We start from the raw sequence: 17,106 nt of genomic DNA on the forward strand, positions 1-17,106 counted from the left end.
GTGGCTGCTCAGGCCACTACCCAGGCGATGTCTCTGAGCAGCGCTTGGCGCCATCCTGCCCGGTCATGGTCACAGGCCGATCTGTTCACCTGTACGGTCGCGCCGGCTCGGCCGGTGAGTTCTTCGACCATGGCGCAGTGGGGGTGCATACGTTCTTCGTGCTCGCCCAGGTCGAAGGCGATCTTCAGGTGGCTGAGGTCGGGCTTTTCCCGTAGCCGGGCTGCGATGGCGCCGCCGATCGGCCCACCCAGGGGGTCCGGCAGGTCGGCGGCGTGGGGCGTCCACCAGAAGGCGCCGGACTGGCAGGTGACGCGGGAGATGAGTTCGGGGAAGTCCAGCGCGGCGTACAGTGCGCTCAGCCCGCCGAAGCTCTGACCGGCGACGGTGAGCCGGTCGAGGTCGGCCGGGATGTCGCTCTGCGCGATCATCGGGAGTAGTTCGTCGCGGACCGCTTTCCACAGTTCGGGGCGGCAGCAGAGTTCGATACCCCGGTCCTTCGCCGGGACGAAGACGAGGGTGACCGGGGGCATCTCTTCGGCAGCGACAGCGGAGTCGACGGCGGTCATGGCCGGGTGGAGGTGCAGCCAGTCGTCTCCGTCGAGGAGGAGGACTGCAGGCCCGCCACCACCGGCCGGGTGGACGCGGACGGTGCGGCGTCCGCCGAGGAGTGGACTGTTCCACCGGAGCCTGATGCTCGGCAGGGGCAGGATGTCGTCGGGGCCGATATTCGGCCAGTGGGGTTGGTCGGGGGTGTCGGGGGTGGCGACGATGGAGCTTTCTCCGCCGGCACCTACGGGGTTGAGCGGATCGGCGTGCTGGCCGGTGTCGGTGTGGATCCGGTAGGTGACGCGTAGCCGGGCGGGCATGGGCACGGCGGCGTACCAGCAGTCGGTGTCCTCCCACTGTTCGAGGGGGATCGGGGGTGACCAGCTCTCGAAGTCGAGGCTTGCGGGGCTGCCGCGCCAGCGGAAGAGCGCGGTCCAGCCGCCGTCGGGGGAGGGGATGAAACTGGGGGATGTCGAGGACCAGAATGCGTGGCTTCCTGGTTCGCCGGGGATCCCGAAGCGGGCGAAGGCAGGGGCATGGCCGGGGGACGGCCCCGGAGAGGTGTCGTCCTTGGCCTGGGGCGGTGTGAGCATCGGTGGTCCTCGTTGACGCAGGACAGGGCAGAAAAGCAGATCTTAGGTTAGCCTCACCTAACTCTAGGTGGTATTTCATTGTCCACCAGACGAGGCCGTGGCGGGACGAGAAGACCGCGTAGCATCAGCGACGGCCTCGACGAGCATCCCTCGCGCAGGCCGTGCACCTGACCACCTGCGCGAAGGAAGAGGCGCGATGCCTGATGCCATCGTCAGCCTGACGGCTGCACCCGAGATCGAGGACAGCACCGCCTGCCACCACCGGAGAGGAGCATGAACGGGATCTCGTCCGCAGAGCTGACCCGCCACGGCGAGAACCTCCTCGAACAAGGGAACGCACGGGGGGCAGCGCGGGTGGCACAGCGGGTGATCCTCAACGATCCGGAGCTCTCCCGGGCCCGGCTCCTCCTCGCCCGGGCGTTGATCGCGCAGGGATGCCCGGACCAGGCCTGGGAGCCCGCTGCTGAATCAGCTCGGCTCGATCCCCACGACCCGTGGTGCTTGATCACCCTCTCCGAGGTCTACCGGCTCCTGGAGGACCAGCCGCAGGCCGTCGCTGCCGCCGATGCGGCCATCCAGCTGGCACCAAGCCTCGGGGAAAGCCACTACACACGAGCCATTGCCTTCCTCACCGCAGGGCGACCGGATCCTGGTGCCGCACTCCCGAGCATCCTCGAAGCCAGCCAACTCGACCCGGGCAATGCCGACGTCCTCACCGTCCTGGGCTTCTGCCATGACGAACTCGGGGAGAAGAAGAAAGCCCGTCAGGCCTACAACCAGGCTCTGGCCCTTGACCCCGCCCATGCCTGCACCCTGAACAATCTCGCCGCACTGGAGATCTCACGAGGTCGTCTACGCAGTGCCGCGACCTATCTGACTGCCGTCCTGGCCCAGGCTCCTGACTTGACACTGCTGCACAAAAACTTCGATCTGGCCCTGCTGCGCATCCTGCAACGCTTCTGGTGGCTCATCTCCGTCGTAGCCGTCGTTGAAGGCATCCTCCTGGCGGCGAAGACATCCTGGACGATCCGCGCGTCCATCGGTCTTCTCGCCCTTGCTTTCACGTCTGCTCTGGCGAGATACGTCCTGAGGACACTCCCTCAAGGGGCGTCGACCGTCCTCCATGGCCTGTGGAAGCGGTCGATGGCGGGAATGCGCTGGTACCTGTTCCTATGGGTGGGCTCCTTGGCCGCCGCACTGGTCATGGCTTTGGCCCCGGTCACGGTGGCCGGCGAGGCCGGAGTCCTGATGCTCCTGCTCCTGAAGGTGAGTGGGCCCATCGCGCTGATCGTGCTGGCCCGCAGGGTGGGGCAACGGACCGGGAAGATGACCCGACACACCCGAAATCGGCTGGCCGGCCGTCTGCCTGGATTCTGAACACATGGCACCGGAGGAGCGCACCTCCTCAGGAGAGCAGGTCAGAACGGGGGGAACTTCCGGAAGACGTTAGTTCCGCAGTGCAGCTCTCCACCGGAAAGGTGGTAGCGGTAATAGGTGTCGACATGGCCGACCCGCTTGCCGTTCTGCGCATGGACTGCGGTGATCGCCTCGGCGAAGACGTCCTTCCCGTTCACCTTCGGCCCGAACTGTTCGGGAACGAGCATGTGCGCGCGACTCAAAGACAGTCCGTTCACCCCGGCGGGCAGCGCTGCACGCAGATTGCGGACCCCCAAGGGGGCCTCGCCGCCAGTACGTTCGGCCGGGCCGCCCTGTCTGAGATATTTCGCCAGGTCGGTATCGGAGCGGGTCGCCCTGTTGTCGTCCACGATGAAGGTGTCGCTCTCAGGGCCGTTCACCATCCCTCCGGTCGAGGGCGGCCCCGGCGGTCCGTCGATCCGCGACCTCTCGAAGAGCACCGGGATCCTCAGGAAGTCGTGATCGCTGAAGTCGAGTTCCTTCTTCAGGATCTCGACATTCGCCTCGATCCGCTGTTGGGCGATCTCGTTCGCCTTCAAGAAGTCCGCGCTCTGCAGCGCCTCGTTGACGGTGGGCGGTGTCGGGTAGGGGCTGTTGTCGGAGCTCTTCGGCGGGGCGGTCACCGGCTGCTCTCCCTGACCGGCGGCCTGCACCTTCTTCAACAGGTCGAGGCCCTCCCGTGGGCTGGCGGTGATGAAGGCCCAGCCCCGTTGATTCTTCGCCGGGACGACCTGGAGGATCTCGTCGACATGGCCGACCGAGAGGAATGAGGTGTCCAGGTAGATCGGCCGCTGCTCGGCATTCGCCTCGAAGAAGGACCGCTGGATCTGCGACATGGTTCCGTATCTGTGACGTTCGGTGTGGCCCATGATCAATCGTCCTGCTCGATGGGTTCGGCCGTCCTTCGTGTAGGCACCGATACCTTCGACATTTCCGGTGGACTCCAGGGACGTGTCTCCTTGAGGTCCGGTCAAGGCGATGACTCCGACGTCTTTGCCCCTGAAGGAGAACCACTCGTTCTTCCCCGGGATATTCCGATGTGACAGCGCCAGCACCCGGATGTCCTGTCTCCGACCGCCTTGGGTCATCGAGGCGTACATGCCTTCGAAATGGTCTTGGGCCCATTGGCTCACGAAACCCGTGACGACACGTCGCTGCACCGGAACCGTCGAACCGACCTCCCTGATCTGCTGGGCCGGCCAGTTGATGTTGTTCTCGTCGTCGCCGGTGCTCCGGACCACGACGACCTTCTCCACGTCCTCGATGGAGAAAGGGGTGAGTTTCGCGACCTGGAGGTCCACGGCGGCCCTGCTGACCCGGACTCCTTCACGAACCTCCAGGCTCAGGGCGAACCTGCCGTCGAAGGTCCTGGCATCCCGGATGACGTCGGTGGCCTCGACGCCGAAGGTCATCCCGGACCGCAGCTGCGCAGCCGTGATCCTTGCCGGCAGCGTCAATCCGGGCGACCAGGTGTTCCCGGTCTTGACGAAGACACGGACCTTCCCTTTCGCGCGAGCTGATACGGAGAGGGTGGCGGTCGCCTGGCCGGCGATGTCCTTGATCGCCGGGAGTCGCACCAGAGTGAGGTCCTTGGCGTCCTCGGGCCCGTTCACGACATTGTCGGCACCGTCGTGGCAGCTGCTCGCCTGGACGAATTTCACCGGTTTCCCTGCTGGGACTGCGCATCGTCCGGAGTCGTCGTCGATATTCGGCAGGACGACGCGGGTCTCCGAGGTCAGGCTGACACGTCGACCGTCGGAATCACCGTCTTGACCTGCAGGGTGCTCGGCAGAGTTCTCCTCTGCCGAGGGGCTGTGGTGGTAGGGCTGGGGGGTTGCGGCTGCGTTCAAGGGAAAAGCACCGAGCGAGCCGACTGCCAGGGCGGCGACCGACGCCAGATATGTGCACCGACGGGAAACCGTGACGGACATGTTCTTCTCCTCACCGGAAAAAGGCTGGGTTCAGAGTGCGTCTGTCCCGCTCGCCTCGGCCTGCACGACAAGATGTCGCCGGAAGTCGACATCGAAAAGTTATTTTTCTATCTTTTCGGGAGATAGGCACCTTTAAGGGCCTGATCGTGCACTTCGCGTTGGTGGGTACCCTCTCGGTTAAGGCGAACGCTCTGGATGAGTCGCAAAACTCAGGACGCCTTGACCTGACGTAAAGGAGAAGAGCGCGGATGTGCCAATACTGCGGATGCCAGGACATCGAGACGATCGGGCGGCTCATGGAGGAACACCTCCAGATCCAGAACTGCTGTGGCTCGGTGAAGACCTGTATCGAACGTGGTGACACCGCCCGTGCCTACGACACGGTGGTACATCTGGCCCAGATCCTCCGCGTCCATAATGCTGTCGAGGAGGGCGCCCTCTACCCCGCGATGAACCGCTTCGAGGAATACGCGGAGAAGACCGCAGTCCTCTACGACGAACACGACGACGTCGACGCGGTCATCGACGAGATCCTCGACCTTGGTAGGTCGGGTCGTGCCGATCAGATCGACTGGACATCGGCGCTGGCGACCTTCGACGTCCTGTACGAACACATCATCCATGAGGACAACGGACTCTTCCCTGCAGCGGCGGTAGCCTTGGACGCCCAGGACTGGGAACGGTGTGAGCGCGCTCGCAGTGACGAGGAGAACGCAGAACGTTGAGCCGCGAAGTCCATCTGCAGCGGGAAATACCCCCATCGACTTGGTCGAACTCGTTGCAGAGCATCCCCGCTGACCCTAGGCTCAGGGGCGAACCGGTGCCGCGTCCCCGCAGCACCGCGGAGCGTCACGGGAGAACCCGGCCATGGCCGGCTCCTGGCGTCGAAGTCCCAGCAGAAAGGCGAAGGAGCGTCATGAGCGAACTGGAGTACCCCGCAGACCTGCGGTACACCACAGAACACGAGTGGGTGCGGCGCGGAGAAGGGAATGTCGTTCGGGTCGGTATCACGAGTTTCGCGCAGGACGCGCTCGGGGATGTCGTCTACGTCAGCCTTCCTGAGGCGGGGGCTGCGGTCTCCTCCGGTGACTCCTGCGGGGAGATCGAGTCGACGAAGTCGGTGAGTGAGCTGTACAGCCCGTTGACCGGCGAAGTCAGCGCCGTCAACAGCGCCTTGGACGTTTCTCCGGAACTGGTCAACTCCGATCCGTACGGGGAAGGCTGGATGTTCGAGATGACGGTCACCGACCCCTCCGCCATCGACGATCTCCTCGACGTGGCGACCTATTCGGCGGAATTGTCCTGAGCCATCGGCATCGTCCTGCTCTGACCGGCGGGCGGTGTTCCTCCTGTGAGCTGCGAACTGGGTTATCCGATGGGATAACCTGGTTCTCTGCTCTGACCGCATGTGCCCTCGAAAGAAGGTGACCGACGGTGATCGACCGTCCCCGCGAGAACCAGTCTCGCCAGCAAGACCCGATGACCATGCGTCTCACGAGTCTTGGCGACCTTGAGGCGCATGTCGAGCACGACCGCGGGTTGTCGACGGACGATCTCGCGACTATCGATGCGTTACGGCCTGACACCGCTCTCCTGCTCGTGCTGCGAGGCCCCAACGCCGGGGCACGCTTCCTGCTCGACGCGCCATTGACGACCGTGGGACGTCACCCTGACAGTGACATCTTCCTGGACGATGTCACCGTGTCCCGTAAACATGCCCTCTTCGAGCAGGAGGGGGACGCCTTCGTGGTCCGGGACGTCGGTTCCTTGAACGGAACCTATGTCAACCGTGAACGGATCGAACGGATGTCCTTGCGCACCGGTGACGAGGTGCAGATCGGGAAGTTCCGTCTGATTTTCTACACCGCGCCGCGACACTACGCCTGATCGATGACGCCGCCCTCAGTGCGGGCGGCCACTCGTCCCCGATACGGGGTCGTCTTGGTGATCCCTGCAGGCAGACGTCAGGTCCTTCGATTCTCGGGCTTTCGCCGAGAACCGAAGGACCTGACCATGTCGGGCGCCCGTGCGGAAACTTGCTGCGTATCGGATCGCCCCGCGGCTCATATCGACCCGGGGAAGGGACGTATCGTAGAAGTTGTGAAGGACCTAGATGTCCTCGGCGTCCGCGTCGAGATGCCCACGAATCAGCCGATCGTGCTGTTGCGTGAACGCGAAGGGGACCGTTATCTCCCGATCTGGGTGGGCGCGGCTGAAGCCGCCGCCATCGCCTACGCCCAGCAAGGGGTGATCCCACCCCGTCCGCTGACCCATGACCTGTTGGTCGACGTCATCGCAGCGTTGGGGCATTCCTTGCAGGAGGTCCGCATCCTCGAACTCCGCGACGGGGTTTTTCACGCCGCGTTGGTGTTCGACGACGGAACCCAGGTCAGCTCACGGACATCGGACGGCATCGCCCTCGCTCTACGTACGGGTTCACCGATCCGAGCGGGTGAAGAGCTCATCGACGAGGCCGGGATCGCGGTGGCTGACGACGAGGACGACGAGGTCGAACGATTCCGCGCCTTTCTGGATCAGGTCTCCGCGGAGGATTTCGATCAACCGGGCGGACCGGTCGAACCGGATGTACCGCCGCACGGTGAGGGATGAGCCCCATGTTCTCCAGATGTCGGGACAAAGCCGCTGTAGGCCTGTGTACTGGGCTTTCGGCGTGTCGAATGGCTGGTCGTTGACGTGTCCGATGCAGGATCGTACGGTCGCAGTACCCCTTCGTGGGCGCGGGGTCGTGTGGATGGCAGGGACTTTCAGGAAGAAAAATGTGCCCGACTTCTCGGGTGTGGTGAGTAAGGGTCATGGATGACCGAAGTCTCGCCGGTCATCGACCGGGCGCGATCGTGAAGGAGTCGCAGTGAGCCCTACGAACGAGGCGAAAACCGGTTCACATTCCGGCAGCGCACAGGGTGTCCTCTTCGACGACGACCTGCCCACGTTCGACTCCGACGCCGGTTACCGCGGTTCCATGGCTCAGCGTGCCGCCGGGATCACCTACCGTCAGCTCGACTACTGGGCCCGGACAGGCCTGGTCGAACCCTCGATCCGTAGCGCCACCGGCTCCGGTTCCCAGCGGCTGTACAGCTTCCGGGACGTCCTCGTGCTCAAGGTCGTCAAACGTCTGCTGGACACCGGAGTGTCCCTGCAGCAGATCCGCGTGGCGGTCGAGCATCTGCGCGAACGTGGGGTCGACGACCTGGCCCAGATCACGCTCATGAGCGATGGCGCTTCTGTCTACGAATGCACCTCCACCGATGAGGTCGTCGATCTTGTCCAAGGTGGGCAAGGGGTTTTCGGGATCGCTGTCGGCCGTGTGTGGCGTGAGGTGGAAGGCGACCTGGCGCCGCTCCCGCGGGAGCGACTGGGCGAAGAGCCTACTGACGACGACTCCTCCGATGACCAGCTGGCGGTGCGTCGACGTAGCCGTCGCACCGGGTGAACTTGCCGGAAGTGAGCCTTGGTCCGCTCGTACCCCGTACCTCTGCGGAGGTCTCGGTGCTAGCCTGACGGCGCCGTCATGTCGCACGGGAGAGTCTCGACCGGCCTCAGTGTCGAGGTCGAGCGCCGAAGGGGCAAGCATCCCCGGAACCTCTCAGGCACCCGGACCGTGCGATCAGGCACCTTGAAGCCCTGGCCGGGTGACAAGCGGGGGAGCACGCGACGCCGCGTCTGCGGTGCCGGACTCTAGGAGCGCCCGTGACCACCGAGCCCTGTCCTCTGCCAGAATTCGTCGCCCGCCATATCGGCCCACGTGATGAAGATGTCGTCGACATGTTGCAGGTCGTCGGCCGGCCCGATCTGGCGTCCTTGGTCGATGCCACCCTGCCGTCGCGCCTGCGTGACCCCGAGCCCCTCGGCCTGGAAGCCGCGGACGGTGAACAGCAGGTGTTGGACGAGCTGCGGGAGATCGCCGCGCAGAACGTGGTGAAGACTTCGCTGATCGGGCTGGGCTACCACAACACGATCCTGCCGACTGTGATCCAGCGGAATGTGCTGGAGAATCCCGGCTGGTACACCGCCTATACCCCTTATCAGCCGGAGATCTCCCAGGGGCGGCTCGAAGCGCTGCTCTCTTATCAGACGATGATCGCCGACCTGACCGGGTTGGATGTCGCCAATGCCTCCCTGTTGGACGAGGCCACCGCAGCAGCGGAGGCCATGACCTTGATGCGGCGGGCGACGAAGGCTGCCAAGGAAGCCGTGCTCTTGGTCGATGAGCAGGTCTTCCCCCAGACGCTTGCGGTGATCCGGTCGAGGGCGCTTCCGCTGGACATTGATGTCCTCGTCGTGGATCTCGCTTGTGTCGACAGTGTCGAGGCCCTGGCCGGGCTTGCTGCGGGACGTCCTGTCTTCGGGGTGATCGTGCAGTACCCCGGGCTGGACGGAGCTATCCAGGACTGGCGGGCACTTACCGAGGCTGTTCACGCTCAAGGCGGCTTGGTGACTGTCGCGGCAGATCTGCTCGCATTGACCTTGCTGTCTGCGCCAGGGGACTGGGGCACCGATGTCGCGGTGGGAACTTCGCAACGTTTCGGTGTGCCGATGGCCTTCGGCGGACCCCATGCCGGATATCTCGCCGTGCGCGAGCCGTTGGCACGGACGATGCCCGGGCGCCTCGTCGGGGTCAGCATCGATGCTGCGGGGCATCCGGCCTACCGGTTGGCCTTGCAGACCCGCGAGCAGCACATCCGCCGCGAACGGGCGACCAGCAACATCTGTACGGCTCAGGTGCTGTTGGCCGTGCTCGCGGCCATGTACGCCGTCTACCACGGGCCTGACGGCCTGCGTCGGATCGCCGCCCGGGTGCACCGGCACGCCCGGACAGCGGAGCAAGCACTGCTCTCCGCAGGCTACGAGCTGGGCTCGTCGATCTTCTTCGACCGGATCACCGTACGGACACCGGGGCGAGCCGCTGAGATCCTGGCGGAGGCGGCCGAGCGTGGCTACAACCTGTGGCAGGTCGACGAGGACACCTTGGCTTTCAGCTTCGACGAGGTCACGACATCGGCTGATGTCACGGCCGTCCTGGGATGCTTCGGGCTCACCGAGGACGTCGAACCGGCCTCCGACGGGCAGCAATGGCCTGAGGCATTGCGACGGACCAGTGATTTCCTGACTGCGGACGTCTTCAACACGTACCACTCCGAGACACAGATGATGCGCTACCTGCGTCGTCTGGCAGACCGGGACTATGCGCTCGACCGCGGGATGATCCCGTTGGGTTCCTGCACCATGAAGCTCAATGCGGCCGCCGAGATGCAGGCCATCACCTGGCCCGAGTTCGCACAGATCCACCCCTTCGCCCCGGCAGACCAGACCCGGGGGAGTCGTCGTATCGTCTCCGACCTGCAGGAGTGGTTGGCCGTCATCACGGGATATGACGCAGTCACCATGCAGCCGAACTCCGGTGCGTCCGGTGAGTTGGCGGCCTTGATGGCGATCCGCGCCTACCACCGGGCCCAGGGCGATGAGCAGCGTGACATCTGTTTGATCCCGGCCAGCGCTCACGGCACGAATGCGGCGAGCGCAGCCATGGCTGGGATGAGGGTCGTGGTGATCAAGACGGCGTCCGACGGTTCTGTCGATCTGGCGGACCTGCGGGCCAAGGTCGACACCCATCGGGACGTTCTTGCGGCGGTGATGATCACCTACCCGTCCACTCACGGCGTCTACGAGGACACCGTCACTGAGCTGTGTGAGCTCGTCCACGCGGCCCGCGGTCAGGTCTATGTCGATGGCGCGAATATGAATGCGCTTGTTGGACAAGCAAAACCGGGTCATTTCGGCGGGGACGCCAGCCACTTGAACCTGCACAAGACCTTCGCGATCCCACACGGCGGTGGCGGGCCGGGGGTCGGGCCGGTCGGAGTGCGAGCACACCTGGCCCCTTACCTGCCGAACCATCCCTTGGACCCGGCAGCCGGGCCGGAGAGCAGCCCTGGCGCGGCAGCGGCGGCCCCGTTCGGGTCGATGGGGGTCATGCCGATCAGCTGGGCGTACATCAGGTTGATGGGAGGTGCCGGGCTGTCGAAGGCCACCCAGGTCGCTGTCCTCAACGCCAACTATGTGGCGGCCCGGCTGCGCGAGCACTACCCGGTGCTCTATTCCGGTCCCGGTGGGCTGGTGGCTCACGAGTGCATCCTCGATCTGCGGGAGATCACCAAGAAGACCTCGGTGACGGTCGACGACGTCGCCAAACGGTTGATCGACTACGGCTTCCACGCTCCGACGATGAGCTTCCCCGTGGCAGGCACCTTGATGGTGGAGCCCACCGAGAGCGAGGACAAGATCGAACTCGACCGTTTCTGCGACGCGATGGTGTCCATCCGGGGCGAGATCGCTCAGATCGAACGAGGCGAGATCTCCGTGGCCGACTCCGCGTTGAGGGGTGCCCCGCACACCGCTGAGTCAGTGGTCGGCGAGTGGGCCGCCAGTTACGACCGGGCTACTGCGGTGTACCCCGGCGGGCAGGAACCCGCGGACAAGTACTGGCCGCCGGTCCGCCGGATCGACGGCGCTTACGGTGATCGGAATCTGATCTGCTCCTGCCCGGCGCCACGGGACACGATCGACTGAATCTCCAATGTCTCCGCAGGGCGCGAACAGCCTGCTGAGGTGATTTGAGGGCGGATCTTGCGCCGGCCCGCGGGCCGGCGCAAGATCCGCCCTCAAATATCACCGGAGGAATGTTCCAGGTGCGCATTCTGCGGCAGATGTGTTTTCCTCGAAAAGCCAAGGCGGTCATGGGCCGTTGCCGGATTTTCCAGGAAGGTCGTGGACGATGGGAGCTGAGGTCGCCGGAGCGGAATGGAGCAACCAGGAACGTCAGCGGTACCGGGAGAAGGTCAGCCAGGATCTCGATGTCTTCGAGAGAATGCTTGCCACGCACAGTTTTGATATCGACACTCCGACCACGGGTTTCGAGATCGAGATGAGCCTGGTCGACGACAACCTGCGTCCCAGTCGCACCAATGCTGAACTCCTTCGTTTGCTGAATGACCCGGAAACAGTTCCTGAGCTGGGTAAATTCAATATCGAAATGAACATTGCCCCCCGGATCATGGTCGGTGACGATGCCTTCGGCCTGGAGGGCGAACTCCGTGAACGACTGCAGGGTGTTCGCGAGACCGGACGGCAAGTGGCTTGCCGTCCGGTGCCCATCGGTGTGCTCCCCACCCTGATGCCGGAGGATCTCGGGGAGGGATGGATGACCTCGAACAACCGTTATGCGGCGCTCAACGACGCGATCATGCGCGCCCGGGGCGAGGACATCCTGATCGACATCGAAGGTCCTTCCGGAGAGCATGTCGCCTTCTACAGCAGCTCAATAGCTCCTGAATCCGCTTGTACTTCATTGCAATTACATCTCCAGGTGGCGCCGCAGAAGTTCGCCAAGGTGTGGAATGCTGCGCAGGCCCTCGCCGGGCCCCAGGTCGCCATCGGAGCGAACTCGCCCTTCTTCTGCGGGAAAGCGCTCTGGCACGAGAGCCGCATCGAACTCTTCCGTCAAGCCGCTGACACCCGATCGGTGGAACTGGTCAACCAAGGGGTCCGCCCCAGGGTCCCTTTCGGTGACCGGTGGATCACTTCCATCTTCGATCTCTTCGAGGACAACGTCCGCTATTACCCGGCGCTGCTGGCTGAGATATCGGACGAGGACCCGGTGAGTACCGTCGAAAAAGGAACGGCGCCCCAACTCGCTGAATTGATGCTCCACAATGGCACCGTCTATCGCTGGAACAGGCCTATCTACGACACCATGGACGGGCGCCCCCATCTGCGTGTGGAGAATCGGGTTCTCCCTTCCGGGCCCACCGTCGTGGACATGATGGCCAATGCTGTCTTCTATTACGGGCTGCTCGCGGTACTGGCCAATGACGAACGTCCGGTATGGACGCAGATGAGTTTCTCCGCCGCCGAATCGAATTTCGTGAGTTGTGCCCGCGAAGGAATGATGGGGCGTATGTATTGGCCGGGATTCTCCACGGTCACCGCGGATGAACTGGCCTTACGGCATCTCCTCCCCATGGCCCATGACGGTCTTGCCGGCGCCGGGGTCTCCTCCAAGGTCGCCAACCGCTACCTAAGGGTCATCGAAGGACGCTGCCTTTCCCGGCAGAATGGAGCCATGTGGCAGCTGGACTGCGTGCGCAGATTGGAGGGTCGCGGCGCGGACCGGCTTCGGGCGCTACAGGAGATGCTGCGCCTGTATCTCGAAGGTGTTGACGCCGACGAACCGGTGCACACCTGGCCCTTGCCCTTCGAGCAGGACTAGCTGAGGTCTCGTCGACGGCGCACTTCGACCTACCACGGGAAGCCCCCGCGGTGTCCCTGCAGCGGTATGCCAACCTTGGGCCCATGACCGAGAACACCCAGGACCGGACCGCTCACGCCCCCACCACATCCGGGGACCGTCGTGAAGTCACCGTCGAACGACTCGGCGCTGGATTCGTCGCCCGTAACGCCGAAGGCAACAGCCTCGAGTTCGGGGACACCGCAGCCGGCCAGCTCAACCCGATCGAGATGCTCCTGGCCGCTATCGGCGGCTGCGCGGCGATCGACGTCGTCACCCTGACCGACCGTCGGGCCGAGACGACGACCTTCCAGGTCACCATCGGTGCCGACAAGCTCCGGGACGAACTCCACAACCACCTCGGACCCGTCGACGTGCGCTTCGACGTGCGCTTCGACGGACCGGGCAAGGAGGACGCCGAGTCAGTGCTGCCCAATGCCGTACGCATGGCACAGGACCGACTGTGTACTGTGAGCCGCACTGTCAGCCTCGGAACTCCCGTCGACATGGGATTGGTGTCGGACACCACGGAGTGAGGAGAGCGCAGGGGCCCGCCCGGCGACGGAGAACGGGCCCCTCGGCGCAGACGTCACGGGCGGTGTGGCCCGTAAGGACTAGGCTGACCTCCAGTCGACCTGTTGCTTTGGGAGTTGATGCACCATGACCGTTCGCCGCGTAGCACTGCTGACCGCGGGCGGATTCGCCCCGTGCCTGTCCTCCGCCGTCGGCGGTCTCATCGAGCGTTACACCGAGATCGCGCCGGACGTGGAGATCATCGCGTACAAGCACGGCTACCAGGGCCTGCTCACCGGTGACTACCTGACGGTGACCGACGAGGTGCGTCAGAACGCCGCACTGCTGCACCAGTACGGTGGATCCCCGATGGGGAATTCCCGGGTGAAGCTGACCAACACCGCTGACCTCGTCAAGCGTGGGCTGATCCCCGACGACGGAACCGATCCGCTGGCTTTCGCCGCGGAGCGACTCACCGCGGACGGCGTCGACGTGCTGCACACCATCGGTGGGGACGACACCAACACCACTGCGGCCGACCTGGCGGCGCACCTGGAGAAGACCGGCCACCACCTCGTGGTCGTCGGCCTGCCGAAGACCATCGACAACGACATCGTGCCGATCCGTCAGTCCCTCGGCGCGATGACCGCCGCCGAACAGGGCGCCCGGTTCGCGGAGAATGTCGTCGCCGAACACAACTCCGGTTCGCGGATGCTCATCATCCACGAGGTCATGGGCCGTAACTGTGGATGGCTGACCGCCGCCACCGCCCGCGACTACCGTCGTTGGCTCGACGGTCGTGAGTGGCTGCCCGAGTTCGGCCTCTCCCGGGAGGCCTGGGAGATCCACGGGGTCTATGTCCCCGAGGTCGACCTCGACATCGATGCCGAAGCCGTCCGGCTCAAGCAGGTCATGGACAGCGTGGGCAATGTCAACATCTTCCTCTCCGAGGGAGCCGGGGTCTCCGACATCGTCGCGCTCATGGAGAAGAACGGCGAAGAGGTTCCCCGCGACGCCTTCGGGCACGTCCGCCTGAACGAGATCAACCCCGGGGCCTGGTTCGGGAAGCAGTTCGCCGAGAAGCTCGGCGCGGAGAAGGTTCTCGTGCAGAAGTCCGGCTACTTCTCCCGCTCGGCAGCAGCCAATGACGCAGATCTGGCACTCATCAAGCAGATGACCGACCTCGCGGTCGAGGCGGCTCTCGCCGGTACCCCTGGGGTCATCGGAAATGACGAGGAGCGGGGTGATGAGCTGCGTCCGATCGAGTTCGAGCGGATCGCGGGACACAAGCCCTTCGACCACACCCAGGAGTGGTTCACCACGATGCTGTCCGAGATCGGGCAGACGCGAGCATCCTGACCCGGAGCTGTCGCCCAGCGGGGTGACAACGTTCTCAGCCACCTGATGGTGGACATGACGGACGACCGAAGATGGGACGAGGGCCCGGCGGCATCAGCCGCCGGGCCCTCGTTGCGTCACGGTCGTCGGACGGAGGGACCGTCCGACGCCACGCTGGGCTGCCCTTGCCCTGGGCTGAGGGGCGCGCTGACGAAAAGCTTTTAAATTGCTCATATCCGGTGCTGTGTTGCCGATCACCCTCAGAGGCCCTTTCGGGCGTTCGTGTGCCCGAGGCCCGTGTTCGTGTACGGCCGGATCCTGCACCTGCAGGCGTCCGGTGATGCCGACGTAGTCGAGGCAAGGAGTACATCTAGTGTGGTTGCGACGTCTGACCCCTTTGATCGGAGGCGTGCTGTGCGCGCCTCTGTTCGTCGTCCTTCCCATGGAACTCAGCGTGGCCACGCCGAGCCCGCACCCTGTTCAGGGCACGGAGTCCGAATCGGCGATGGTCGACCCCACCCCGGACGTGTCCTCATCGCCGCGGGTCTCTTCCCAGGAACTCGGTGAGGCGCGCAAACAGCTGTCCACTGATTCAGCAGGCGCCAAGGATCTCCCTGCGACGGGGGTGTCTGTTTTGAAGACCACCGGGTCGGCGACGGCCAACCCGCAGCTCGCTGCGGTGGCGGTGACCTGGGACCGGGGGACAGCGGGCCAGTCGGTGCCGCAGATCCGGACGAAGAAGAGCGGATCCTGGGGCGCCTGGGAGACCATGACGGTTGACGACGGATCAGGTCCGGATGCGGACCGGGCCAGCTTGAAGGCCAAGAGCAGACAGGGCAGTGAGCTCTACATGGTCTCCGGCGCCAGCGAGGTGCAGGCTCGGATCATCGGTGCGCCGGGGAAAGCGCCGAGCGATCCCAGGCTGACCGTGATCGACCCCGGTCGCTCAGCAGCTGATGAGACCGTGGGCACGGCCCAGGTGGGTGCGGCCAATGCGGTGGCTCCACGGCCGAATATCTACACCCGGGCACAGTGGGGCGCGGACGAGTCCTGGCGTACCGGGACCCCGCAGAGCAACAACCCCCGGGGCATCGTCATCCACCACACGGCGGACACCAACAACTACTCCGCTGCGATGGTGCCGGGCATGTTGCGGTCGATGTACCGCTATGCCACGAAGACCCTCGGTTGGGATGACATCGCCTACAACTTCATCATCGACCGTTGGGGCCGGATCTGGCAGGGACGTGCCTGGCTCTACCCGGACCAGCCGGTCTTCCCCGCAGCACAGCTGAGCAACAACGACCGTGCCGTCGGGGTCTCGATGTTGGGCAACTATGAGAGTGAAGTGCTCTCCTCAGCGGCCCGGAACTCCTTGGTGAGCCTGTTGGCCTGGAAGTCGAGCTTGCACGGCATCAATCCCAGCGGGTCACTGATGATGTACAACAACAAGACCGGGCGAAACGAGTGGATGTCGGCGATCAACAGTCACCGGGACCACTACTACACGGCATGTCCAGGTGCGAATCTCTACCCGTTGGTGCCGGCGATACGACGTGAGGTGATCGCACGGGTCGCAGCCTCCTCCGGCGGTGGTGGCGGTGGCGGGGCGAGCCAACCGGTGAAGCCGGCGACCTCGGTCTTCCGTGATTTCGACGGGATGTCCGATTCGGACATCCTCGGCCGGGATGCCCAGAGCAGGTTGACGCTGTCCAGCCCGGACGGCAAGGGCAATATGACGGCGATGGAGCTCATCGGCGGGCCCGGCTGGGGCTCCTTCGACATGGTGTCCATCGTGGGCGACTGGGATGGTGACGGCGCCCTGGACGTGGTGGCGCGGCACCCACGTACCGCCGATCTGTGGTTGTACCCCGGGAATGGTCAGGGTGGTTTCCTGACGGCGCGGGTGATCGGGCGAGGGTGGAACGACATGCAGACCATCGTCGCGCCGGGGGACTGGGACGGGGACGGAAAACCGGACCTGATCGGGGTCAACCGGGTCAACGGAAAGATGTATTTCTACGGGGGCAATGGCAAAGGCGGATTCGCCAAGGCCAGTGTCGCTATCGGTCAGGGCTGGGGAGGGATCAAATCCTTCGCCGGTGTCGGTGATTGGAAAGGTGATGGCAAGCCTGCCTTGGCCGGGGTGACCTTCGATGGCCTGGGAGTAATGTATTACGGCTCAGGCAAGGGCACTTTCGCTGGTCAGGAGAATCAGCCAGGATCCTGGGGTGCATTCTCCGCTCTCGTGGGTATCAGCAATGCTTATGGCGACAAGAAGGCCGGAATTCTCGGGGTGACACCTGAGGGGAAGGCCTCCTTCGGGACAAGGTCGGAGAATGGCACGGTGAGCTGGAAGGGCATCGGCCGCTCCTACGCCGGATACCACGTCTACGCAGGCTGATCCAGGATAGTGGCGAGCAACAGGTCTGTGGCTGGTGAGGGTCGACTCACTAGCCACAGA

The 17,106-nt window shown here is 64.5% G+C and carries 13 protein-coding genes and 1 riboswitch; of the genes, 11 read left to right on the forward strand and 2 right to left on the reverse strand.

Annotated features, from left to right (window positions below; all coding sequences use genetic code 11):
• Positions 1-8 precede the first annotated feature (8 nt).
• Positions 9-1,139, reverse strand: coding sequence for an alpha/beta hydrolase-fold protein (locus DX923_RS06435; RefSeq protein ID WP_116113532.1), 1,131 nt, complete (start codon positions 1,137-1,139; stop codon positions 9-11).
• Between the two features lie 273 nt (positions 1,140-1,412).
• Between DX923_RS06435 and DX923_RS06440 the strand changes: the two genes are divergently transcribed.
• Positions 1,413-2,516 carry a tetratricopeptide repeat protein gene (locus tag DX923_RS06440; protein ID WP_116113534.1) on the forward strand — a complete coding sequence of 368 codons (1,104 nt, stop codon included), beginning with the start codon at positions 1,413-1,415 and terminating at the stop codon, positions 2,514-2,516.
• Between the two features lie 41 nt (positions 2,517-2,557).
• Here DX923_RS06440 and DX923_RS06445 read toward each other — a convergent pair whose 3' ends face one another.
• Complete coding sequence (locus DX923_RS06445; RefSeq protein WP_116113535.1) at positions 2,558-4,486, reverse strand: protein-arginine deiminase family protein; 1,929 nt, start codon at positions 4,484-4,486, stop codon at positions 2,558-2,560.
• Between the two features lie 248 nt (positions 4,487-4,734).
• Here DX923_RS06445 and DX923_RS06450 point away from each other — a divergent pair, with 248 nt between their 5' ends.
• The 10 genes from DX923_RS06450 (at position 4,735) to DX923_RS06495 (ending at position 17,046) form a co-directional block, all read left to right on the forward strand.
• Entirely contained in the window at positions 4,735-5,211 is a 477-nt protein-coding gene (locus DX923_RS06450; RefSeq protein ID WP_116113537.1) for a hemerythrin domain-containing protein, read from the forward strand.
• A gap of 191 nt (positions 5,212-5,402) precedes the next feature.
• On the forward strand, positions 5,403-5,792 hold the full coding sequence (gene gcvH, locus DX923_RS06455) for a glycine cleavage system protein GcvH (RefSeq protein ID WP_116113539.1): 390 nt from the start codon (positions 5,403-5,405) through the stop codon (positions 5,790-5,792).
• 128 nt (positions 5,793-5,920) lie between these two features.
• Positions 5,921-6,373 carry an FHA domain-containing protein gene (locus DX923_RS06460; protein WP_116113540.1) on the forward strand — a complete coding sequence of 151 codons (453 nt, stop codon included), beginning with the start codon at positions 5,921-5,923 and terminating at the stop codon, positions 6,371-6,373.
• A gap of 213 nt (positions 6,374-6,586) precedes the next feature.
• Positions 6,587-7,096: a bifunctional nuclease family protein gene (locus DX923_RS06465; protein ID WP_116116193.1), complete on the forward strand. Its 510-nt coding sequence runs from the start codon at positions 6,587-6,589 to the stop codon at positions 7,094-7,096.
• Positions 7,097-7,355: 259 nt separating this feature from the next.
• A complete protein-coding gene (locus DX923_RS06470; protein WP_116113542.1) occupies positions 7,356-7,937 on the forward strand; it encodes a MerR family transcriptional regulator in 582 nt (193 codons plus the stop codon).
• A 76-nt stretch (positions 7,938-8,013) separates the two neighbouring features.
• A riboswitch (glycine riboswitch) is annotated at positions 8,014-8,116 on the forward strand.
• Between the two features lie 78 nt (positions 8,117-8,194).
• The gene (gcvP, locus tag DX923_RS06475) at positions 8,195-11,074 is read left to right on the forward strand and encodes an aminomethyl-transferring glycine dehydrogenase (RefSeq protein WP_116113544.1); all 2,880 of its coding nucleotides are present in this window, start codon (positions 8,195-8,197) and stop codon (positions 11,072-11,074) included.
• Between the two features lie 205 nt (positions 11,075-11,279).
• Positions 11,280-12,773: a glutamate--cysteine ligase gene (locus DX923_RS06480; protein WP_116113545.1), complete on the forward strand. Its 1,494-nt coding sequence runs from the start codon at positions 11,280-11,282 to the stop codon at positions 12,771-12,773.
• Between the two features lie 83 nt (positions 12,774-12,856).
• Complete coding sequence (locus tag DX923_RS06485; protein ID WP_116116194.1) at positions 12,857-13,327, forward strand: OsmC family protein; 471 nt, start codon at positions 12,857-12,859, stop codon at positions 13,325-13,327.
• A gap of 124 nt (positions 13,328-13,451) precedes the next feature.
• The gene (locus DX923_RS06490) at positions 13,452-14,663 is read left to right on the forward strand and encodes a pyrophosphate--fructose-6-phosphate 1-phosphotransferase (RefSeq protein WP_116113547.1); all 1,212 of its coding nucleotides are present in this window, start codon (positions 13,452-13,454) and stop codon (positions 14,661-14,663) included.
• A 352-nt stretch (positions 14,664-15,015) separates the two neighbouring features.
• Positions 15,016-17,046, forward strand: a complete 2,031-nt coding sequence (locus DX923_RS06495; RefSeq protein ID WP_116113549.1) for an FG-GAP-like repeat-containing protein — start codon at positions 15,016-15,018, stop codon at positions 17,044-17,046.
• Positions 17,047-17,106 lie beyond the last annotated feature (60 nt).

This window comes from Austwickia chelonae (assembly GCF_003391095.1).
GTDB classification, from domain to species: Bacteria; Actinomycetota; Actinomycetes; order Actinomycetales; family Dermatophilaceae; genus Austwickia; species Austwickia chelonae_A.

Coding starts and splice junctions, on each gene's coding strand:
- DX923_RS06435 (WP_116113532.1), bottom strand. CDS start 1,139: ATGCTCACACCGCCCCAGGCCAAGGACGACACCTCTCCGGGGCCGTCC.
- DX923_RS06440 (WP_116113534.1), top strand. CDS start 1,413: ATGAACGGGATCTCGTCCGCAGAGCTGACCCGCCACGGCGAGAACCTC.
- DX923_RS06445 (WP_116113535.1), bottom strand. CDS start 4,486: ATGTCCGTCACGGTTTCCCGTCGGTGCACATATCTGGCGTCGGTCGCC.
- DX923_RS06450 (WP_116113537.1), top strand. CDS start 4,735: ATGTGCCAATACTGCGGATGCCAGGACATCGAGACGATCGGGCGGCTC.
- gcvH (WP_116113539.1), top strand. CDS start 5,403: ATGAGCGAACTGGAGTACCCCGCAGACCTGCGGTACACCACAGAACAC.
- DX923_RS06480 (WP_116113545.1), top strand. CDS start 11,280: ATGGGAGCTGAGGTCGCCGGAGCGGAATGGAGCAACCAGGAACGTCAG.
- DX923_RS06485 (WP_116116194.1), top strand. CDS start 12,857: ATGACCGAGAACACCCAGGACCGGACCGCTCACGCCCCCACCACATCC.
- DX923_RS06490 (WP_116113547.1), top strand. CDS start 13,452: ATGACCGTTCGCCGCGTAGCACTGCTGACCGCGGGCGGATTCGCCCCG.